At 30.3% G+C, this 22,212-nt stretch carries 19 protein-coding genes; 18 read left to right on the top strand and 1 reads right to left on the bottom strand.

Annotation, left to right across the window (positions count from 1 at the left end):
* Window positions 1-79 precede the first annotated feature (79 nt).
* From LQK79_RS10940 to LQK79_RS10855, 18 genes are all read left to right on the top strand, one after another.
* Window positions 80-2,911 (top strand): phage tail protein, encoded by a 2,832-nt coding sequence (locus LQK79_RS10940; RefSeq protein WP_231016564.1) that lies wholly within the window; start codon window positions 80-82, stop codon window positions 2,909-2,911.
* Window position 2,912: 1 nt separating this feature from the next.
* Window positions 2,913-3,620 (top strand): distal tail protein Dit, encoded by a 708-nt coding sequence (locus LQK79_RS10935; protein WP_231016563.1) that lies wholly within the window; start codon window positions 2,913-2,915, stop codon window positions 3,618-3,620.
* Window positions 3,620-5,476 carry a phage tail spike protein gene (locus tag LQK79_RS10930; protein ID WP_231016562.1) on the top strand — a complete coding sequence of 619 codons (1,857 nt, stop codon included), beginning with the start codon at window positions 3,620-3,622 and terminating at the stop codon, window positions 5,474-5,476. The genes LQK79_RS10935 and LQK79_RS10930 overlap by 1 nt, the downstream gene beginning before the upstream one ends.
* A gap of 1 nt (window position 5,477) precedes the next feature.
* Window positions 5,478-6,602: a hypothetical protein gene (locus tag LQK79_RS10925; protein ID WP_231016561.1), complete on the top strand. Its 1,125-nt coding sequence runs from the start codon at window positions 5,478-5,480 to the stop codon at window positions 6,600-6,602.
* 202 nt (window positions 6,603-6,804) lie between these two features.
* Window positions 6,805-7,353: a hypothetical protein gene (locus LQK79_RS10920; RefSeq protein ID WP_231016560.1), complete on the top strand. Its 549-nt coding sequence runs from the start codon at window positions 6,805-6,807 to the stop codon at window positions 7,351-7,353.
* A gap of 94 nt (window positions 7,354-7,447) precedes the next feature.
* On the top strand, window positions 7,448-8,326 hold the full coding sequence (locus LQK79_RS10915) for a hypothetical protein (protein WP_231016559.1): 879 nt from the start codon (window positions 7,448-7,450) through the stop codon (window positions 8,324-8,326).
* 150 nt (window positions 8,327-8,476) lie between these two features.
* Window positions 8,477-9,829, top strand: a complete 1,353-nt coding sequence (locus tag LQK79_RS10910) for a hypothetical protein (protein ID WP_231016558.1) — start codon at window positions 8,477-8,479, stop codon at window positions 9,827-9,829.
* A gap of 65 nt (window positions 9,830-9,894) precedes the next feature.
* Window positions 9,895-10,323: a hypothetical protein gene (locus tag LQK79_RS10905; RefSeq protein ID WP_231016557.1), complete on the top strand. Its 429-nt coding sequence runs from the start codon at window positions 9,895-9,897 to the stop codon at window positions 10,321-10,323.
* Window positions 10,324-10,338: 15 nt separating this feature from the next.
* Window positions 10,339-11,025, top strand: a complete 687-nt coding sequence (locus LQK79_RS10900; protein ID WP_231016556.1) for an N-acetylmuramoyl-L-alanine amidase — start codon at window positions 10,339-10,341, stop codon at window positions 11,023-11,025.
* 15 nt (window positions 11,026-11,040) lie between these two features.
* Window positions 11,041-11,304, top strand: coding sequence for a phage holin (locus tag LQK79_RS10895; protein WP_231016555.1), 264 nt, complete (start codon window positions 11,041-11,043; stop codon window positions 11,302-11,304).
* 12 nt (window positions 11,305-11,316) lie between these two features.
* Window positions 11,317-11,454, top strand: a complete 138-nt coding sequence (locus tag LQK79_RS10890; RefSeq protein ID WP_231016554.1) for an SHOCT domain-containing protein — start codon at window positions 11,317-11,319, stop codon at window positions 11,452-11,454.
* A gap of 132 nt (window positions 11,455-11,586) precedes the next feature.
* On the top strand, window positions 11,587-13,218 hold the full coding sequence (locus LQK79_RS10885; RefSeq protein WP_231016553.1) for a recombinase family protein: 1,632 nt from the start codon (window positions 11,587-11,589) through the stop codon (window positions 13,216-13,218).
* A 13-nt stretch (window positions 13,219-13,231) separates the two neighbouring features.
* On the top strand, window positions 13,232-14,833 hold the full coding sequence (locus tag LQK79_RS10880; RefSeq protein ID WP_231016552.1) for a recombinase family protein: 1,602 nt from the start codon (window positions 13,232-13,234) through the stop codon (window positions 14,831-14,833).
* Between the two features lie 376 nt (window positions 14,834-15,209).
* Complete coding sequence (locus tag LQK79_RS10875) at window positions 15,210-15,434, top strand: hypothetical protein (RefSeq protein ID WP_231016551.1); 225 nt, start codon at window positions 15,210-15,212, stop codon at window positions 15,432-15,434.
* The gene (locus LQK79_RS10870) at window positions 15,421-16,569 is read left to right on the top strand and encodes a hypothetical protein (RefSeq protein ID WP_231016550.1); all 1,149 of its coding nucleotides are present in this window, start codon (window positions 15,421-15,423) and stop codon (window positions 16,567-16,569) included. Before LQK79_RS10875 ends, LQK79_RS10870 begins: the two co-directional genes overlap by 14 nt.
* Window positions 16,570-16,583: 14 nt before the next feature.
* Window positions 16,584-18,047, top strand: coding sequence for a hypothetical protein (locus LQK79_RS10865; protein ID WP_231016549.1), 1,464 nt, complete (start codon window positions 16,584-16,586; stop codon window positions 18,045-18,047).
* Between the two features lie 370 nt (window positions 18,048-18,417).
* Window positions 18,418-19,299 carry a hypothetical protein gene (locus LQK79_RS10860; RefSeq protein ID WP_231016548.1) on the top strand — a complete coding sequence of 294 codons (882 nt, stop codon included), beginning with the start codon at window positions 18,418-18,420 and terminating at the stop codon, window positions 19,297-19,299.
* A gap of 70 nt (window positions 19,300-19,369) precedes the next feature.
* Complete coding sequence (locus LQK79_RS10855; RefSeq protein WP_231016547.1) at window positions 19,370-20,374, top strand: type I restriction enzyme HsdR N-terminal domain-containing protein; 1,005 nt, start codon at window positions 19,370-19,372, stop codon at window positions 20,372-20,374.
* A 559-nt stretch (window positions 20,375-20,933) separates the two neighbouring features.
* On the opposite strand, the gene LQK79_RS10850 is transcribed toward LQK79_RS10855, so the two are convergent.
* Window positions 20,934-22,160 carry an MFS transporter gene (locus LQK79_RS10850; protein WP_231016546.1) on the bottom strand — a complete coding sequence of 409 codons (1,227 nt, stop codon included), beginning with the start codon at window positions 22,158-22,160 and terminating at the stop codon, window positions 20,934-20,936.
* Window positions 22,161-22,212: the final 52 nt, after the last annotated feature.

The raw sequence follows: 22,212 nt of genomic DNA, 5'->3' as shown, positions 1-22,212 counted from the left end.
TTTTAATTTATAGGTCTAACAAAGAATATGCAGAGAATTTAAATAATGTTTTAAATCTATTGTAAATGGTGGTGAGAGTGTGGCAGAGGAACTTGGAAGTTTAGCTGTAAAAATAGGCTTAGATTCAAGTGGTTTTCAAAATGGTATAAGTAGCATTAATAGAAATCTTAGAGTTCTTGATAGTGAATTTAAAGCTAATACAGCAGCTCTTGGAGAAAATTCAAAGGGAATTGAAGGACTTAGATTAAAAGAAGAAACTCTTTCTAAGCAAATGGAACTTCAAAAGCAAAAGGTAAGTGCACTAGAACAAGCCTATATTAAAAGTGCTGAAATAAAGGGTAAAGACAGCAAAGCCACACAAGAACTTGAAATAAAACTTAATAAAGCAAAACAAGCACTTTCTAATATGGATACAGAATTAGTAAAAACAACTAAAGAAATAGAAAAAGAATCTTCTGCCTCAAAGAAACTTGGAAGTAGCATACAAGAAGCTATGACTAAAATGCATACACACGTTTCAAATGCTTTTGATGGCATTAAAAATGCAGCAATTGGAGTGGGTGCCACTCTTGCAGGAGGACTTGGATTATTTTCTCTCACAGAGAAAGCTGTTGAAAGTGGTGATGCTGCATATAAGCTTTCGCAAAAATTAGGAGTAACCTCATCAGAAGCTGCCAACCTCAATAAGATGTTAAAAATAACTGATACAGATACGCAGCCTTTTATAGCTACGATGCTGAAGCTTGACAAAGGCATAGAAGGTGCAGGAAAAAGCGGTAATTCAACAACTAAAGCACTAAATGAATTTGGTGTTAAGCTTACAGATGCCAGTGGTAAATTACTGCCAATGCCTGAGCAGCTTAAAAAATTATCTGAAGGCTATCAAAAAGCGGCTGCAAGTGGAAATGAAGAGGCCTTTGTAGCACAAGTATTGGGTGCAAGAGGACAAGAATTAATACCAATATTGCAGGATTATACGGAGGCTTCAGAAGCTGCAAGTAAGGTTAAAGGCTTTGGTGTAGATCCTAAACAAGCACATGAGCAAGCTGTGCAACTGCAAGTGTTAAAAATGGAAATGAGTCAATTTTCAATGGTTATAGCTCAGGTATTAATGCCAATAGCAAGTGCAGTACTTCCGACTATAACTAATTTGTTTACAAGTTTAGGAAAGGTTATATCTGACAATAAAAAAACTATACAAGATGCTGTAAACAGTATAGCTGGTGTTGTAAAGGAAATGGGGGCAGTAATAACACCAATTATCAAGAATTTATTTGATTTTATATCTAAACATGGAGAATTAACAAAAGCAATTATAGTAGGCATTGTTGCAGTAATAGCAGAAATAAAAATAGCAAAACTTGTAACGGATATAATTACAGGCATTAATAACATAAAAAAAGCAGTAGAGGGACTTCAAGGCTTATCTAAAATAGGAAAGATCTTTGAAGCAATCTTTAAAATAAATCCCTTAGCCTTTGGTATTATCATAGGGATTACAGCAATAGCTACTGCTGCTTATTTAATAATAAAAAACTGGGAGCCAATAAAGAAATTCTTTGGTGATCTTTGGAATGGAATCAAAACTACCTTTAATAATTTTTGGAATTGGCTCAAGAACTTTTTTAGTAAATGGGGTACTGAAATATTGGTTGTAATAGCTCCATTTATAGGTATACCCTTAGAAATTGTAAAACACTGGGATGATATTAAAGCTGGATTAGGTGCTGTTTGGAACTGGATAAAAACTACTGTAACAAGCATATTCACAGCAATAGGTGCTTTTTTTACAAATATATGGACTAATATAAGTAATATATTTAGTAATGCTTTAACTTCAATAACTACATTTATAAGCAGTAAGTTTGGAAGTATGTCTGTTGGAATAAATAATATATTTAATGGACTTAAAAGCTATTTTACAGGAATATGGGAAGTTATTAAAAATGTTTTTCTTGGAGCAATTCTTTTGATTTTAGATGTGGTAACAGGGAATTTTAAAAAATTAAGCTCTGATGCTCAAGGTATATGGAATAATTTAAAAAATGCCTTTTCAGAAATATGGAAGGGTATACAACAAATTTTCAGTGGAACTTTGCAAGCTATATCATCATCGTGTGCTTCAATATGGAACTCAATATCAAGTACGGCGAAAAATATATGGAATGACTTTAAAAGTTTTATAGTAGCCCTATGGAATAATATAAAACAAAGTGGAGAAAATGCCTGGACTAGTTTAAAAAATACAGTGATTAATTTATGTACTAATATAAAGCAAGGGGCTATAAATATTTGGAATACTCTTTTAAATTGGTTTGGTGAATTACCAAGTAAACTTTATAATTATGGATCTAATATGTTTTCAAGAATGAGAGATGGTGTAAGTAGTACTATAGGAAATGTTAAAAGTTCTATAGAAAGTGGCATAAACAGCGCCTTAAATTTCTTAGCAAGTCTACCGGGTAAAGCATGGAACTATGGAGCAGATTTTGTAAATGGAATTGTAAAAGGTATAAAATCAGCGGTAGGTGCAGTTGAGGATGCAGTAGGTGCTCTAGCGGCTAAGATAAGAAGTTATCTTCATTTTTCAGTACCAGATGAAGGACCACTGGTTGATTATGAAAAATGGATGCCGGATTTTATGTCAGGTTTAGCAGAGGGAATAAATAAGAATAAGCACCTTGTTGCAGAAGCTGTAAAGGGATTGTCTTTGGATATGAAAATGAATACCAATATAGCAGCTGTAGCGGTACCAGTTAGAAATAGCATAAAAGAAAAAACACAGGCAAATAGCAGTGTGATTTTTAACATAGAGAACTTTAATAATTATACAGAGAAAGATATAGAGCAGCTTGCCTACGAATTAGAATTTTGCAGAAAAAGAATGGCTATGGGGAAAGGAGGAATTTAAGGTGCTCAGCTTTAATTTTGGTGGCAAAAATAGTTATGATGATTTTGGAATTTTAATAGCTCAAAGACCTAACTTTCCTTCTCCTAAACGTAGAGTAAATACAATAAATATTCCCGGAAGAGATTCTAATCTAAGATTTGACGAGAAAACTTATGATGATATAACAATAGAAGTGGAATGTTCAGTAAAGGATAAAATGGATATCTCAAATAAAATCGATGCTGTAAAAGGCTGGCTTTTTGAAACAGGTGAAAGTGATTTAATATTTAGCTTTCAAGCCGATAAGAAATACATTGCTCAAGTAGTAAATGCTATTGATTTTAAGCAAGTTTATAAATATTTTAGTGAGTTTCCAATAATATTTGATTGCAGACCTTTTAAATATTCAGTAGAAAACAATATAGAAACTATAACTACATCAGGTACCAAAATAACTAACTTAGGTTCTATTGAAAGTGAGCCTATAATAAGCATTTATGGTTCTGGTAATATTATTTTTAAAATAAATGGACAGCAGATAAGCTTTAAAGGGGTAACTGATAAAATCATAGTAGATTCAGTTATACAGGACTGTTATGATGATGCTGGAAACAATTTAAATGGAAATATGTCAGGTGAATTCTTAAAAATAAAACCTGGTGAAAATATTATAGGATGGAGTGGGAATGTTACTAAAGTTGAGCTTTTACCAAACTGGCGGTGGTTATAATGATATGTATTTATGATAAGAAAACTACTAAAGGTAACTTTGATAACAATGGTCTTGGAATTTTAAATGAAGCTATAAATTGCTACATAACGGAAGAATTAAATGGAGATTATTCTTTGGAGATAGAATATCCTGCTAATGCTAAAAAATCAAAGCATTTAGTTGAGTGGAATATTATTAAGGCAGATGACCAGCTTTTTAGAATATATAAAGTTGAGAAAAGTAGTGATGGTAAAAATATTATAAGCGTATGGGCAAAACATATTTTTTATGATCTTTCTTATTATTTTATAGAAAGTATGAAAGTTGAAAATTGCAGTGTAAAAACGGCTATGCAGAAAGCTTTAATTGGGGACTTAATAACCATATATACAGTGGACAGCGATATTATAACTGCAAATACAATTGATGTAGAGGAAAAGAACCCTGTAGAGGTTATGTTTTCAATAATCAATGTATGGAATTGCGGGGAACTTAAAAGAGATAATTTTGATATAAAAATACTAAAAGCTATTGGAAAAGATGCAGGTGTATTGATTGCACAAGGGAAAAATATAGCTGGTTTAAAGTTTAATATAGATACTACAAGTGTTGTAACAAAGCTTTATCCTGTAGGAAAGAATGGCATAAAACTTACTGAAAAATATATTAGTGTTCCTAATTGGAATAGTGAGGCATATCCACCTTTTCCTATTATAAAGAAGGTAGAATTTAAGGATGCTGGTGATGAAGTTACTTTAAGAGTACTTGCAAAAGAAGCAGCAACCATAATAGGTTTAAGCAGAGTAAATATTGAGGTTGATTTTATAGAACTCAGCAAGACAAAAGAATATGAAAAATATAAACATCTTCAAAGTGTTAACATAGGAGATTTAGTTATAGTAAGGCACAAGGATTTTAATATTGATGTAAAATTACCTGTAATAAAAATAAAGAAAGATATATTAAACTGTACAAACATTAAAATTGAGTTAGGACAGCCCAAAGACAGTATATTAAATAGACTTGATACAGCAGATATTAAGACAACAATAGATGACCTCGGAAATAAGGTGGCTGAATCTTTTAGCTCTATGCTTTATTATGCTAATCCAATCGCTTTAACCGTAGAAACTGTAGCCGTAGAACCAATTTATTTAGGAATAACAGCAGTGGCAGATACAAACTTGTCCATGAATTTTTCTATGTATTGTACAGCGAGCAGTTTATGTACATTAACGATTGAAATTCAATTGGATAATAAGGATATTCCTTTTACACCAAAACAAAAATTGCAGCAAGGAGATAATGTTATAGGTATACCTTTAGGAATTCCACAGGTGACAGAAGGAGCACATTATATTGCTGTGTTTTTAAAGGTAGATACAGGTACAGTAAATATACCAATTTTCAATCTTCAATGTATGATTGATGGAAGAAATCTTCAAGGTGGTTTAAGCGCTGAGCATCCACACGCAGAATGCGTTCAAAAACAAGAGCTTGTGGATATGAATAGTTTATATTTAAGTAAAGTAAAATACGATTATCTAGGGACAGAATTAAAAAGTCCATTTAATTCAATACTTAGTGCTCATAAAACAGCTGATATATCTTCAATAACCAGCGGTAGGAAGTGGAACACAAATTATGCTGTTTCAATTAAAAAGTTAGGTGAAATTTTATATTTTAATTCTCAGTATAAATACAAGTATTCAATAGATGACAATGTTTTATTAATAGATGATGATGGACTTTATTTTAAAACCGTTTATGAAGGTACAGCAGTTGATGAGAGTATAGATTCAGGAAAATTGTACAGTTTTAAGCTGCTTGATAGCAGTAAATTTGCAAGTGTTGAAAAACTAGAGGTGAAGTAATGTGGGAGTATATAGTACAAATATAATTTCTCCAAAAGGAAATAGCGGCATGACTTCAATAAGTACTCATAATGATGATGGTACAATTAACTTTCCAGACTTAGGTTTTGATTTTTTCTATAATGGTGTAAACTGCAGAACTACAATCATTAGCAACGGCAATTCATGGATTGGTTTTACTTCAAATGAGCAGCTTAGAATAAACAAAAGGGATGCAGGAGCAGATAATATTTACTATGCAAAAGAAACGGTAAATGGCAAAGCAATTTTTAGGATAAGATGGGAAGGTCATCAAAGTTACAGTAGTTGGGGAACTCTTGATTTGGTCTGGGAGCTTACATTATTTGATGATAGTGCTATGGTACTTGTTATAGAAAAGATACCTAATACAGGAACAAATTCTTTTGAAAATCCTACACTAGGGATGATTACTTTAACCCTTGAAAATAATAAATCTTATGCTTTTATTCCACAGCAGGATCAGGGAAAGTCATATACCGTTCAAGAAGGTTCTTATATTCAAGCTAATATAAAATACCTTATAGTAGACGGAAATGATATTAAACATTGGGATGCAAGCACTTTAAGTTATGTTAAGGTTTCAGAATTACCACTAACAGCAGATAAATTTCAAACTTATGGTGATGATGTGTGTCATAAAGAAAGAACTGGTATAATAGCAACTTCTCCAATCTTAAAAATATGGTCATCCTCATCAGAAATGCCGTCACCAAAGATAACTCAAACAATTAAGCCTAAGCCTGTAGTAGTAACTATGAAGGATGATATTTCTTTTAGTGAAGCTTATATAAATGATATTATGAATGTAGTAGTTACTTTAAAGAATACAGGAAGTGGAATCATAGTTTTTATAGTAAGTGTAGATAGCGGAGTTTCTTGGAAGGCTTGGAATGGTAGCTCATGGATATTGGTGGATATAACGAATATGCAGGATGTGAAAAGTAAAGGAATGATAGCTTCTGTGCTTCAAGGAATTACTGAAATGCAATGGACATCAATTGGACTTTCGAATAAAAAAATGAGATTTGGGTGGTATATGGAGATTAGTGGGAGCACAGATGAATTAAAATTAAATCAAGTAAGAGTTAATTATAATACAGTATAGAATAGGGATATGGTTTGTTTTTATAATGAATGTTAAGTTATAATATATTTACAAAATATGATATGATTGAACTATAATAGAGAAAGATGTAAAATATTATATTTTAAATATATAGCACTTTTATGCAGAACATCAATAAGGAAAAATCAAAGATTTTTTAAATTTGAGGCAAATAAGAAAATCAGTATTTGGTGAGGAAAATATGAAAAAAAATAGTAGACTAGAAATAGAATGGTATGAAAAAGGTGGCGGAAAAAATTTTATAAAAAGATATATATATCAACAGTATATGTGGATAGAAAAAAATTATTTTAAGATGCCAAATTCAGATGCCCAAAATTGTGGTGTATATGGTATATGTTTTAATGATAGATGCGTATATATAGGAGAGTCAAGCGAAATTGCATGCCGGTGGTTAGCTCATATCTATCATATGTGTGTTAACTCAAGAGATTATTGGGGATTAGATATTCAGGAAATTGAAACTGCTACTGTCAATATAAAAATGCAGGTAATTGATGATGGGTTAGTCGACGAGGAGCAAAGGAGATATTTAGAGTTTAAATATATAGATAAGTACAATCCTATTTTACAACTTAGGATTGATAAATATTATCCAAACGATAAAGCGGAATATGACAAAGTCAGAAATATTTGGCTTCCTAGAGATGAAGTTAGACCAGATCAATGTGTTATTAAAAAGTATAGGCGGGAAGTTATAGAAAAAAGTATTATTAAATCTGGCATATAAAAAATTTTAATAGTTCGACAACTTCCAATTTTTAAGATCAAAGTAACATAATTTTATTTATTAATCATATAAAGAAAAAATGGAGGGCAATGTGATGGGAGAAAATACAGATGAAATTAATAATTCTTCATTAGAAAACATAAGAGAAAATTTAAAGAATAAGTATGGTGAAACCTTTGGAAGAATAGAAAAAATTTATAAAAATACATGGGATAATACCTTAAAGAATACTAGAACTTATTATGAATTAAATAAAATATTTAAAATAATTGTAAGATATGAACATTACACATCATATTTTAATTATCAGCTTAATGATAATGACGATATATATAATTTTCATAAATTCTATAGGGACTATTATAAAGAAATTAGTAAAGATAAAAATACACTTTTTAATGATTTGCTTTTTTTATATAGAATTGGTTTTATTGATATATTTAGTAAATATAATGGTGAAATTTTCTTTAAAAGAGGACAATCAGGTTATTTAGGAAATCCATATCTGCATTTATTTGAAAATTTATGTAAATTATATAACAACATAGAAAATGGTAAATGTCAAATGAACGCCATTCTATATTTAACTGCTGAGGGAGACCGATATAGGAATGGAAAATTTTTAGAAGATATGATTAGCGATGCATCAAAGCAACAAGATAATCTAGCTAAAAAATTAATTGATTTAAATAATAGAATTGATGCTCATACTAAGGAAATTATTTCAATTGTTGCAATTATACTTGCACTTGCTCCATTAATAACAACAAACGTGTCTTTATTAAAAGATTTTTCATTGAAAAGTTTGCTTATAGTAAATGGATGCTTACTTATAAGCATTTCAACTATTTTTACAGTTATAACTATTGCTTTTTTTGAATTGAAAAAGAAACACTGGTGGTTAGCTGCTCCCATAGTAATTGGAATATTGATAATACTATTATCAATAAAATATTATAAATTTTTAACATAATGTTTTTATATACAAAATATTGGATTTAAAATAATGTATTATTCAATTTAGAATTTTTATAGTATTTTTGTATTATACGCCTAAAGTTTATACCTATTACGGTATAGGCTTTTTTTATATTTAAAAATAAATAGAAGGGAGCAACTTTTAATGCCATACAAACAAAGTTTATCCTACAGTCAGGACTTAATAAAAGGAACAAAATTAGAAGTATTAAAGAAAAAACCAATATTACCATTCACAGGTATTGCTACAGTTAAATTATATGATTCACTAACAGGAAAGCAAACCTATGAAGCTAAGAGTGAAAATAGAATATCTGCTGTATTTGGAAATACTGCTTACCTTGATGGGTTTTACTATCCTATGCTGGATAATAATATAAAGGACATACTTAGGAACATATATTCAACTTATCCCTTTAGAATAATGGTTTTGACTACAGGGGATATTCCGGAAGATGCTTATGATTACTGGACTTGGGGAAATATTGTTGGATATGCAGATAGTGTATATCCTTACAGTGGTAATGATAATTTAAGAGGAAGTATAAACAAATCCGAAACCACGAGAAACGATACTACAAGGCACTATGTTATGGATTTTCCAACAAATGCAGCCAATGGAACATTTAAAAGCATATATTGGACAGGTGGAGATGACACTGATGGGAGTCCACGAAGTCCAGTAATAAATTCAACCTATACCAGAAAAACATTAGAGACAGGAAGCGATGGCAATTATTTGCCTGACTACAATGTATGTACAGATGAAAGCAATGTTTATGCATTAAAAATAGATTCATCTGCTTTAAAGGTATATGATAAAATTACAGGTCAAAAGAAAAGTGACGCAGCAGTTTCGATGTCAGCAAAGGCTATTACCTATGATGGCACAAATTTTTGGATACTAATAGGTGATGGTTCTTTTAAAAAGTTAGATAAAAATTTTGCTGTGGTTGCATCCTATTCCAAAAGTGCAGCTATTCCAGCTGATCTCATATATAATGTACAATATTGTGATATTGCAGCAAATGATGCTTATGTTTATGTAGTTTATAAAGGCTGCATAGATACATCAGATTCAGAGTCTCAATATAAAAGTTATATAGCAAGGTACAATAAGGATGGTACTTTTGCTGATAAAGCTCAAATATATTCTGGAAATTCGAATGGCATTACTTTAACAAAAATAACTAATAACAAATTGTGGGTTATGGTAGGACACGATGTTTATTTGCAGCTAAATAGTGATTTGACTGTTTATAGTACATCAACCTTTAGTTCTACCCGATGTAGTAGTATATCTTGGGATAATGATACATCTACAATGTTTACATTTGATAATGGTAATTGTGGGCAAATAAGGCAGCAGTATATTATTCCAGCTTCAGCACATACTTTGCTTCCAGAGGCAATAACAAAAACACCGACAAATACAATGAAAATTCAATATGATTTTACTTGTGATTATGTGTATCCATTAGATATGCCTGCTCATTAAGTATATAAAATATCTTAAATCGAGGATGTCTTTTTTTATTTTTTGAAAGAAAGGAGATGAAAACTTTGGAGGATAAGAGTTGCAAGGATTGTTTGCAGATTGAAAATCTTAAGAATAAACTAGAAGGCTTTGAAAGGGGATTAAAAGATTCAGAGGGAAAGGGTTATGACATGATTTTAAAACTTCAAGATAGGGTGGGAAAATTGGAAAGACAGGGAGACAAAAATGAAGAAAGAGTATCTATGATATTTAATATTTTAAATGAAATAAAAGACAGTGTAAAAACAATAGCAGATAAGATAGATAATTTTGAAAGAGATCCACCAGGAAGTGAGACAGTAGTAGTTTTGAAGGATGATATTAAGGAGCTGTCTTCAAGAATAAAAGTACTTGAAGAAAAACCAGCTAAGAAATGGGACGAAACCACAAAAACAATAATTCTAGTTTTAGTTACTCAGATAGCAATATTTATAATATCAAGAATTTTAAAGTAGAAGGAAGGAAAAAATATGTTACCAATAACAAAAAAGCTTATTAAATTTAACTATTCCTCTGGCAATGATATTAAATACATTGTTGTTCATGATACAGCAAATATGGATAGAGGTGCAGATGCTGAAGCACACTATAGATATTTCAATGGAGGGGATAGGCAGTCTTCAGCTCATTATTTTGTAGATGATAAGGAAATAGTTCAATTGATTGAGGATTATAATGCTTCATGGCACTGCGGAGATGGTGGTGGAAGATATGGCATAACAAATCATAATTCCATTGGTGTTGAGATATGTGTTAATTGCGATTGTAATTATGAAAAGTCTGTAAGTAATGCAGTTGATTTAGTGAAATTTCTTATGGGGAAATATAATGTGCCTATTGATAAAGTTGTTAGGCATTATGATGCCAGTAGAAAAATGTGTCCACAGAGCATGAGTGCAAACAATTGGCAAAGATGGTGGAGCTTTAAAAATAGACTTTCTTCAGGTACATCAAATCAAGTAGCAAATAGCAATGTGATTTATGGAACTGTAATAGCTAGTGTGCTTAATGTAAGAAGTGGTGCAGGAACTAATTACAATGTAATAGGACAACTTAAAAATGGACAAAAAGTAAGACTTGATAAAAAAGTAGGCAGTTGGTGGTCAATATATTTTGGTGATCATGGCGGATATGTTTACGCTGATTATATTAAATAGAAGGGGAGAATTATAATGGAAAATAATAATAATCAAGTACAAAATAGCAGTGAAAATAACAATGGAGTAAGCAGAAATAATCAAAAGCAAAATAGATTTAAAAGCATGGCATCATGGGCAGCAGTAGCAGCTCTGGTGCTTTTTATTTTAAAAACTTATGGACTTTTAGCACCAATAGGACTTACAGAAGATAGTTACAAAGAGTTAACGACTTTAATATTTTCTGTGCTTACAGCCTTTGGAATATTTAATGATCCTACAAATAAGGAAAGTTTTTAAGGGGTGGTATAAATGTTTACTGTTGCAAATGTTTCAGTAGAATATTTAATCAGTAAATCTATATTAAAGGAAATTCTAAAAGATAAGCTTATAACAGAAGTTGAGTTTACTAAAATAGATGCCGAAAATAAAAAATCCTTTAATAAATAAATTGAGGGCTTGAACTGTAATGGTTCAGGCTCTTTATTTTTTTACTTTTTCTACATGTTTCCGCTGCCTAAATTACTTGCTTTGAGGCGGTAGTAGAGGTAACATGTACTACCAATGAAAGGAGGTTTTACGTTGAAAAAGATAACTGCCATTGCAGCAAGAAATACAGTGTCTGCTGATAATCAAGAGTTATTAAAAAAGAGAAGGGTTTGTGCATACTGCAGGGTGAGCACAGATAGTCTAAAACAAATGGAATCATTGGAAACACAAGTTTCTTATTATGAAAGTTATATAAAAAGCAAAACTGGATGGGATTATGCTGGTGTTTTTGCAGATGAAGGTATTTCGGGTACTGGAACAGGTAAAAGAACAGAGTTTAATAGAATGATTAAGGCTTGTGAATTAGGAAAAGTGGACCTGATAATAACGAAAAGCATATCAAGATTTGCAAGAAATACAGCTGATTGCTTAGAAGTGGTAAGGTACCTTAAAAGTTTTGGGGTAGGTGTATATTTTGAAAAAGAAAATATAAATACTTTAAATGCTGACAGTGAAGTGATTTTAAGTATATTAAGCTCTATTGCACAAGATGAATCAAGGAACATTTCAGAAAATGTTAAATGGAGTATTCAGAAAAATTTCAAGAAAGGAAAATTTAAAATTAATACAAAAAGATTTCTCGGCTATGACATGAATGATAAAGGTAAGCTTATTGTAAATAAGGAAGAAGCGGAAATAGTAAAGAGAATTTATAATAGGTACCTTGAGGGCAAAAGTTTCAAGGCTATAAAATTAGAACTTGAAAAAGATAATATAAAAACTGTATCAGGAAATGTTTTATGGAGTGAAAACTCAATAAAAGGCATTTTAAAAAATGAAAAATACTATGGCGATGCTGTACTTCAGAAAACTATAACAGTAAGTTATTTGACTAAGAAGAGGAAGAAAAATAAAGGGCAAGCTCCAAAGTATGTAATTAAGTGTGACCATGAGCCAATAGTATCAAAGGAAGATTTCTTAAAGGTTCAAGATATAATGGCAAAGAAAGCTTTAAAATATGGCAATTTATTTGGAGATAGAGATAAATACCTTCAAAGATATGCTTTCAGCGGGAAAATAGTATGCGGTAACTGCGGCAGTGTTTTTAAAAGAAGAACCTGGAATAGCAAGCTAAAATCAAAACAAATTGTGTGGCAGTGCAGCACATATATAAGCAAAGGAAAAAAGTATTGTGATATGAAAGCAGTAGATGATATCACCTTAAAAGTAGTATTTGTAAGAGTTTTTAATAGACTATATGAAAACAAAGAAAAGTTTTTTAAAGCTTTTATTGATAATGTTCAAAAGGTTATAAGGCAAAGTGCAAGCTGTGAGGTGGCATTTAAAATAGACATGGAAATAAAGAATATTAATGAAGAAATGAAAAGCCTTGTGAGGCAGCAGATAAAAGGTCAGTTAAAGGAAAGTGCATTTGATAAGAAATATGTAGTTTTAAATGAAAAGCTTCAAGTATTTAAACAGCAAAAAGATAAATTAACTTATGATGATGATAAATATAAAGAGGTTCTTAAAAGGAACTTAGAAATTAAAAGCTTTATTGAAGAAAGAAAAAACACTCTTACAGAGTTTGATGATGATATATTTGAAAATCTAATAGAAAAGGTAGTAGTTATTACACCAACACATTTAGAGCTTCATTTCAAGAATGGAATGATAATGGAAGAAAAATTTATTAAAAAGCGAGGAATTAAGGGGCTGCAGTAAAGGAGGGATTTTCATGCCAAAGGTTTCAGTAATACCAGCAAAACCTATGCAAGTGATAAAAGGTTTGCCAAAAGGAACAAAGAAAAGGGTTTGCGCTTACTGCAGAGTAAGTACAGATACAGAAGAGCAGCTTACGAGTTATGAAACTCAAGTAACATATTATGAAAATTATATTAAAAGTAAACCAGAATATGAGTTTGCGGGGATTTTTGCTGATGAAGGAATAACTGCTACAAATACAAAACGCAGAAACGAGTTTAAAAGGATGATAGATGCAGGTCTTGCAGGTCAGTTTGATATGATTATTACAAAGTCAATTTCGAGATTTGCCCGCAATACACTGGATTGCCTTAAATATGTAAGACTGCTCAAGGATAAAGGTATAGGAGTTTATTTTGAAAAAGAAAACATTGATACCCTAGATTCAAAAGGAGAGGTTTTACTTACTATTTTATCTTCCCTTGCTCAAGATGAATCAAGAAACATTTCTGAAAACAGCAGATGGGGCATAGTTAGAAGATTTCAACAGGGAAAGATAAGGGTAAATCATACAAGATTTTTAGGTTATGACAAAGATGAAAATGGAGAACTTATTATAAATGAAGAACAGGCTAAAGTAGTTAGAAGAATATACAATGAGTTCCTTTCAGGAAAGGGTATAAGATCTATAGGTAAAGGACTTCAAAAGGATAATATTTTAACTGGTGCAGGAGGAATAAAATGGTACGATTCCACTGTACAAAAAATATTGAGAAACGAAAAATATTCAGGAGATGCGCTGCTTCAAAAAACTATAACAACGGATTTTCTAACACATAAAAGAGTGAAAAATAAAGGTGAAGTGCAGCAGTATTATGTTGAAAATAGCCATCCATCAATAATACCAAAAGAAGTATTTCAAAAGGTGCAGGAAGAAATAAAGAGAAGGGCATCACTTGCAGGCTATTCAGAAAAAACGAAAAGTAGATACAGTAATAAATATGCCTTTTCAGGCAAGATAATATGCGGTAATTGTGGCAGTAAATGCACAAGAAAAATGTGGGGACCCGGTGAGAAATATAGAAAATATGTGTGGCTTTGTGCCAATCATATAGATAATGGAAATGAGGCTTGTAGCATGAAGGCAGTGTCTGAAGAAAAACTAAAAGCCGCATTTGTAAGGTCTATAAATAGAATCATTGAAAACAAAGAAGCCTTTCTAAAAACTATGATGGATAATATAAATAAGGTATTAGGAAGTGAAACAAATGGCAATGAAGTGCGAGCTGTAAATGAAAGATTGGAAGAACTTAAAGAGCAAATGATGAACCTAGTAAGGTTGGATGTAAGAAAAGGTTTAGACCATGAAATTTACGATGAGGAATACAGAAGGCTTGAAGAAGAAATAAAGCAGCTGAAGGCAAAGAAGGAAAGGTTTGATAATGTGGAACTCATAAGGAAGAACGGGATTGAGAAGGTAAAAGAAATTGAAGATATATTAAGAGGCAGACAAAATATTATTAAGGAATTTGATGAGGAGCTTTTTGGACAGATGGTGAAGGAAGTAAAGGTGGTAAGTTTGGTGGAGGTGGAGATTGGGTATAAGATGGGAGTGGTTATAAAAGAAGTATTATAGGTGTGTAATGAGTAAAAGCATTAGGTATTATTTTTAGGAACTAATGCTTTTGTTTTTAGCTGTACCGTGAATAAAAGATAAGTATAAATTGGCAAATTATATGGAAAATAACATCGTTTTTTTGTATATTTATAATATAGTTTGTACATATTGAATTAATAAATAACTTATATAAAAAATATAATAATAAAAAGTAAATACATACTAACTTTGTATAGTAATACATATGTGAACGGTAACCTTTCTGTTGATATTCAGCAATGTTAATAATAATTTATTGTGTGTTCAATTTTCTTTAGTTTTAAATACTGAAAAAATGAGAGTATTAGTTTAAAGGAATTGATATGATTTGGTACTAAATATATAGGTGTAAAAAATGGAAAGTATATATGTTGATAATAAAGAAGGAATAGAAGTATGTTTGATTGTAGGCAGAAATTATATTATAATTTATAGAAAAGATGGAATACAATATAAAGCATCCGGTGTAATTTATTATATAACTAAAGGTAGTAGTGACTTAGGATATACTACTGTTGACATATCTAAAATAGAGGATGTAATTGGTATTAATAAGGAGACAAGTAATGATAGATTATGATGCTTTACGCAAAAAAAAGGAACAAGCTTTTTCTGATGTTGACACGAGTATTAATAAATTAAATATAATTGCAAAAGAATCAGGAAGGGTAGCGGATGTAGCTAAGAATGCTCATCTTATTATAGGAGATTTAGATGTTAAATTTAAACAAGCAACAAAGTTAAATGATATAGATATAGCTTTTCTATTTTTTGCGGTGTCATTGCAATGTGTAAGACAATACTGTTTAACATTATTTAAGAAAAAAACAAGTCATGTTGAAAGTGCAAAGGACGCGTATAATAAAGAAACTAAGATTTTTGATAAATGGTTTAAAAAGAATATGGATGATACACATAGGATTTATTATGCTACTCTTAATGAAATTATTTCTAATGGGGTACCATATGATGCTTTGTTTGGAAGTAATGATTTTAATTTAGGGTTGAATGGAAATTCACACCGCTTTAGAACATTAGGACATGATCCAATATTAGGCTGGATTTTTGGTACATCAAATATTATGACGAGTACTTTGACAGATTGGAAATTCTTTACTTACCATGTTGAAAAAGTTCCTAAGATAAATAAAATATTAATGCCTAAAATAGTGCAGAATGCAGATACGAGTTTAATGTTATCTAAAGTAATAGAACGTTCACAAAGTGAACCGGAAGCATTTGCAGCTTCAGTAATAAAACAAGCACTTCATTACGAATCTGATGAATTCTCAAAGGTTGGATTACCTATTCCAATGTTATCAGCAATTTCACCTGATGTAACGCAAAATCTTGCAAAATATGGTATTGATTTTGCTAATTCTTTTAATATTGGTAAGCAGGCTATGTTTGCTAATTTAATAAATATACTTATTGCTGAAATACATGGCTTATTTTTTAATCAGTCTGGTTATAGCTCATGGAACTTATATCAAGTAAAAACAAGAAAAATTATAAGTTATTCTAATATCATTGCATCAGCAAGTAATGTTGCTTATGCAACGATAACTCATGATTTATCTAAACTTGATATTGGAGGATTTTTAGTGGCGCTACATAGGGTTATAACTGATAAAAAGTTTATTGAATCTGTAAAAGAAGAATTTCTTGAAAAAGAATTTTATAATATAGTAATTGGTGATAATTATAATTTTTAGCAGGAGGAATCTATATGATATTTGACAAGTTATTTGGTAAAAAAAATAAATTTAAAGAAGGAATGATAGCAGGAGCAAAACCTTTCGAGGAAAAATTTCGTAATCAGGAAGAAGCAATTGAAAAGGTAGGAAAGGAAGTTAAAGATAAACTAAATGATATTAGCGATGTAACAGATACAATTATAGATGAACTTTCAATGAAACAGAAAAAGGAGATATATGATCTTAATACGAAGTATGATATTGCAAAGAACCTTAATTGTGATGAAAAGGAATTTTTAGCTGCGATACTTATTACGATTGCAAATGATATTGAAAATATAAATGAATATCAGAGAGAATTTGTTAGATCTGTTTTAAAATATATTAACGTTTTAAATCCGCAAGCTTGTGTGGACGTATCTTCAATTGAAAATATTGAAAATACTAGTGTGCAAAAAGCTATTCTACAGACATTAATGGAGTTTTTATTTTTGGGGAACAAAAATCATAGCTACCTTAATTACTATAAAGAATTATTTTCGTATTTTTCTGTAAATAGTAAGGGTTTTTTTGAAATTCAAAAAAATATTGATAATATTTACAAGGCTACTGGATGTAAGGGGATATCAGAAAAATATGGATTTGTTCCTGAAGATATACAAATTGAAATGTTAGAGGAAATTGAATTTGATAAAGAGGCTTGGAAAAACTTTTTGATTAACTTGCATCCTTATTGTGATAAAGGATACGGGGATGGATATTATGCAAATTCTCAGTATATAGAAAATGGATATCAAGTAATAAAAAATAGAGTATATTACCTCGAAGAAATGCGAACATCTTATGGGAGCATTAATGTAATAAAAAGTAGGATGATTAATGGGAGTAAAGAAAATATTGTTTTAGAAGATATAGGGTATGTTGATATAGATAAATTTATGATGGCATCTGCCAATAAGCATTTAATTGTGCATAAAGGTGATTACCAACAACCAATTTGCTATATTATAAATACAGATAATGGCCAAATATGTAAAATAGAAGATTGCAAAATTATATATTTTTTAAATGACGATCAGATGATTTTTTCAAATAAACATTATGATTATCCTTCAAATACATCAGGCGCTCTTGATAGCAGTGTAAGTTTAATGAGATACACGTATAAAAATGGTAATATTGAATTAATTGATAAATATATACATGTTGATATGGATTTTGGAAATTATTTTAAAGATAAGAGAAGCTTTGCTTTTTTTAATAATAGAGTATATTATTTTATATTTGATATGGATGGCTTTAAATTTAATTATACGTTAAAAACTTTAGATTTAAGTGAATTAAAGGGAAGGTCAGCCGAAGTAAAGCAATTACCAACATTTGATTATTTACCAACAGATGCAGCTTTTAAAGTTGATAATGGGTATCTTTGCTATATTATTAATGATTCGTTGAATAAATTACATCCATACATGTTAACAGCTATAAAACAATAATTATACTTGAATTAATTTGGAGTTGATTGGATGATTAATAATAATTAATATGAGTAGTTAAAACGTATAAAAGTAAGTATGCGAATTAATCGGAATGTTTTCATATGAAAAATTTATAAAATAAAAATAGCAGTAGCATTTATTAGAAAGATGGTTCGTTACAGGAAAAGACTAAAATATATTGTTAATTGAAAAATATGCTTAATTTGTAATTCTTATACAATAAGTAGATCAAAATTAATTAATATAGGTAATAGTTTGGATAGATAAAGGTTAATACATTATTTAAAAGTATATAGATTTGTAAAACTAAGATTATTATGAATGATATAATCTTATTAAAATATAAGATTATAGAAGGGAGAAAGTATTGAGTTTTGATAATGAGGCAAAGAATATTATTAAAAATATGACTGAAACTTGTGATGATAACAAGAGATGGTTAATAAATATGTACTTAGAAAATCAAGAGAATTCACGGAAATATATTAAAAATAAATTAGATTATATAATAAATCAGGAAAATGCGTTTATAAAATTAAAACATATAAAATATTTATGTAGGGCTTTAAAGTCAAGTGAAGAATTTCCTGATTATGTGACTAACTATGATGCTTTTATACCAAATAAAGGAACATTAAATCGATGGAACCCTGATAATAAAATGTTTTTATATTTGGGATGCTCAGTATACAAGAGTATGACAGTAGAAGATTCGTATTGGAATTCATGCGATTTAACTTGTATTAATGAAGTTAGGGCAGAACCTAATAAAAATATAAAGATTTCAATAGCCAAATTTTTGATTAATGAAGATTATAAAGATGAGAAAATTTTGAACTTAGATATTGAAAAAAATTATTTGGATAAAAAATTTAATGAAGGAATTTCAGAAATGGAAAGCAAGTTTAAAAATATACCAAATGACAGTGAAAAAAATATAATGGAATCATTCAATAATATTGAGAAAATTTTTTGGAAAACATTATATAAAACAACTGAGAAAGTAAAAAATGATTACTTCATTGATACTATTTTTAGTCCGATTGCTCAAAATGAAAATCCTGAAGTTGAATACAAACTGTTTCATATTTTGGCAGAAGAAGCTGAAAAATTAGGTTGTGTAGGTATACTATATCCAAGTACAAGGATGAAATTAATAGGTAAAAAAGGAACAAATTTAGTTCTGTTTGATAGAAACAAATATTGTTTGCCAGATAGATCTGTAAAGATTAAATATGGTGTATATTGAGAGTAAACGTAGTAATCAAAGTTTGAGCATTAAAGAATAATAGTATTATGAAACGCAGAGAGGTAAAACTATGAATGAAGCAGATATAGCATATAAAAAAGTTATTCCTTATCTAAAAAGTATTGGATTTGATGAAGGTAGCATAGATGGATATGGTAGAGTTCCTGTACAAATTGGAAGAACTGTGGTGTGGGCAGATATTGTTTGTAGTATCTATCTTGAAAATAATAGTAAAGTACCATTTGCGGTAATAGAGGTAAAAAAAGATAGTGATAACAATATAAATTTTGCAATTCCACAAGCCGAATCTTATGCTCAGAGGCTTGGAACTCCATATTTTTGTTGTACAAATGGAGAGTCTTACAAATGGTTTATGACAGGTGGGGCACAGGGAGAAAATATCCCTCTAATAGATTGCCCAACATTACCATGTAAAGAATATATGCAAAAACCAGAAAAAATATATATTTCTGCTTACTTGTATGAGGCTATTGCCAATTATGAAGTTAATGTAAATACACAAGGACGTATATTTAAGGATTGTAAATGGCATAATGATACAACAGAAAGTTTGAATAAGTTACTTTGGAATAGTAAGCTTATTCAAAATAAAAACAAAGCAATTGATATTATTAATAATAATACTATGAAATCTAGAGGAAAACAACAGCTACTAAAAAATATAGAAAATGAATATTCGAAATTTATTAATATGATTGATTATCTAAAAAATAGTTCAATACTAATTGAAGAAAGAATAACTAATTGTATCGGAGTGAATTCAAAATATGGAATTTCAGGTGGGGGGATTTTCTTTATAACTGAAATGTTAGCTGGATTATATCCAAGGGAGTATACAGTTATTGAACAAAATGCAATTAATGCAATGCATAGATTTAAATTAATTGATATTTTCTTTTCAGTTGAAAATGCTCAAGAGTATATATTTTTTAATAATATTTGCAGGGAACTTTTTAAATACTTTAAAAATTCGTTTGAGTTCAATTTATCATATGTACATAATTTTTTATGGCATTATGAAAAAGAGTTTATTGTAAATAAATCATGGGACTAAGTTAGATTTGAAACTATAATAATGAATTACAATAATAGCACATATTAAACGAGGTATTGATATTAAAAAGCTTGCCAAAATATAACGAGATAGATTTAGGTGATTATAATCAACATAACGAAGTTAATAGTATTTTTATATTGAAAGGAATATATAACATATGTGTTTCCTTTTCACCTTATAGCTCGTCTTCATGCATGTGGAGACTTGCGTGTTGCTACAACGAAAAACTATATAGAAATCCTTAATTTTAGGCACTTCTTCAACCATTTTGTTTTTACAAATGAGGGAGATAAAATTTGCAATAAGCAGTTGGAAAAATATATTAATGTTTCTGTAGTTATTGATATGGAGTGTGAAGATACACATATGTAAAATGTTAATGGACTATTAGAAATTGAAAAAGCCGAAATAGAAAAATTGTAACAAGAGCAATTAAAAAAGTATCTGAAGAAAAGTGTAAGCGTGGCTTGCAATAAGTTTTAAGATGAATATCTATAACAATATCTCCACGGAATAATCCATGGAGATATTGTTGTTTTATAATGATCATGTTACCTCAATAACCCGGTAACAGAAAGCTTAATATTGAGGCAACAATTAATAATACAATAGCTGAAGCCAATGAGATATTGTAATTCCCTGTTATCTGAAAGAAAAGACCGGGAATATATGCGCCCAATGCGGAGCCTATTTGATGGCTTAAATAAAGGAGGCCCAAAGCATACCCTATAAGATCGCCTTTATAAAAATTTGTAGCAAGTATAGAAGTAGGGGCTATTGTAGCAAAATCGACGAACCCGAAAATGATTGAAAACAGTAACAGTATAAAATTATGTCCGGAAACAAACAAAATAGGAATTGAGATTGCCCTAATAATGTATAATCCCGCTAAAAATTTACGGTTATTCCATCGGTCAGCAAAAAAGCCAGACAGGAGTGTTCCCAAAATGTTAAAAGCGGCAAGCAAACTTACTGCCGTGCCAGCCATGGTTTCTGAATATCCATGCCCATGTGCGAGTGAGATCAGGTGAGTATCCATCAATCCGGTAGTCGTATAACCACAGATTAAATAAGGTATAGCAAGAAACCAAAACCTACGGCTTTTGATGATCATAAAAGTACTCTTTAGATTAAAAACAGAATGATGAGAAACGTTATTGTTTATTTCAACATTATGTGTTTTTTCTTTATAAAGCTTCAAACATTTCTCTGTTGAAGCGGACCGAAAAAATATTGCTAGAATCGGGAAGGTGAAAAACGTAAGAAATAACCCTAAAGCAAGAGTAGCTGGCTTCCAGCCAAATCTGTTTATAAGCAATAAAGAGGACGGAACAAGAATTAATTGGCCTGCGCTTGATCCCGCATTGATGATTCCTAATGCAAAGCCACGTTTTTCTTGAAACCACTCTGTTACTGCTACGGTTGCAGCTATTCCTGATGCTCCGCCAAAGCCTATGGAAGCGATCACAGCGTAGAGAAAAGCTATATGCCATACATTCTCAGCAAAATAAGTTAAGATAGTGCTGATTCCAACCAACAAAGTACTAATGGAAAATATCTTTTTAACACTATAACGGTCTATCAATTTGCCGATGATGGGCTGGGAAATTCCATAAATGACAAAACTCAACATAGCTATTAAAGACATGGTTTCTCGGTTAGTGGAAAAAGCAGTTTCCCATGGTTGAAGAAAAGCACCGAATGTGCTTCTTGTTCCTTGTACGGAAAGCAAACCTAAAAAAGATAATACTAGTATAACCCATTTATAATTAAATTTCTTCATATACAAATTCTCCTCATATACAAACTTTTATTGACATCATCTTAACATAGAT

The organism is Clostridium guangxiense (assembly GCF_021043395.1).
In the GTDB taxonomy this organism is placed as follows: Bacteria; Bacillota; Clostridia; order Clostridiales; family Clostridiaceae; genus Clostridium_S; species Clostridium_S guangxiense.
The sequence above is the reverse complement of the archived record's forward strand: the minus strand, read 5'-3'. Positions and strand labels throughout refer to the sequence as shown.

What these genes read in the sequence shown, in the direction of transcription:
- LQK79_RS10930 (WP_231016562.1), top strand. Translation starts at nt 3,620, where the DNA reads ATGATATGTATTTATGATAAGAAAACTACTAAAGGTAACTTTGATAAC.
- LQK79_RS10920 (WP_231016560.1), top strand. Translation starts at nt 6,805, where the DNA reads ATGAAAAAAAATAGTAGACTAGAAATAGAATGGTATGAAAAAGGTGGC.
- LQK79_RS10915 (WP_231016559.1), top strand. Translation starts at nt 7,448, where the DNA reads ATGGGAGAAAATACAGATGAAATTAATAATTCTTCATTAGAAAACATA.
- LQK79_RS10910 (WP_231016558.1), top strand. Translation starts at nt 8,477, where the DNA reads ATGCCATACAAACAAAGTTTATCCTACAGTCAGGACTTAATAAAAGGA.
- LQK79_RS10900 (WP_231016556.1), top strand. Translation starts at nt 10,339, where the DNA reads ATGTTACCAATAACAAAAAAGCTTATTAAATTTAACTATTCCTCTGGC.
- LQK79_RS10895 (WP_231016555.1), top strand. Translation starts at nt 11,041, where the DNA reads ATGGAAAATAATAATAATCAAGTACAAAATAGCAGTGAAAATAACAAT.
- LQK79_RS10890 (WP_231016554.1), top strand. Translation starts at nt 11,317, where the DNA reads ATGTTTACTGTTGCAAATGTTTCAGTAGAATATTTAATCAGTAAATCT.
- LQK79_RS10880 (WP_231016552.1), top strand. Translation starts at nt 13,232, where the DNA reads ATGCCAAAGGTTTCAGTAATACCAGCAAAACCTATGCAAGTGATAAAA.
- LQK79_RS10875 (WP_231016551.1), top strand. Translation starts at nt 15,210, where the DNA reads ATGGAAAGTATATATGTTGATAATAAAGAAGGAATAGAAGTATGTTTG.
- LQK79_RS10870 (WP_231016550.1), top strand. Translation starts at nt 15,421, where the DNA reads ATGATAGATTATGATGCTTTACGCAAAAAAAAGGAACAAGCTTTTTCT.
- LQK79_RS10865 (WP_231016549.1), top strand. Translation starts at nt 16,584, where the DNA reads ATGATATTTGACAAGTTATTTGGTAAAAAAAATAAATTTAAAGAAGGA.
- LQK79_RS10855 (WP_231016547.1), top strand. Translation starts at nt 19,370, where the DNA reads ATGAATGAAGCAGATATAGCATATAAAAAAGTTATTCCTTATCTAAAA.
- LQK79_RS10850 (WP_231016546.1), bottom strand. Translation starts at nt 22,160, where the DNA reads ATGAAGAAATTTAATTATAAATGGGTTATACTAGTATTATCTTTTTTA.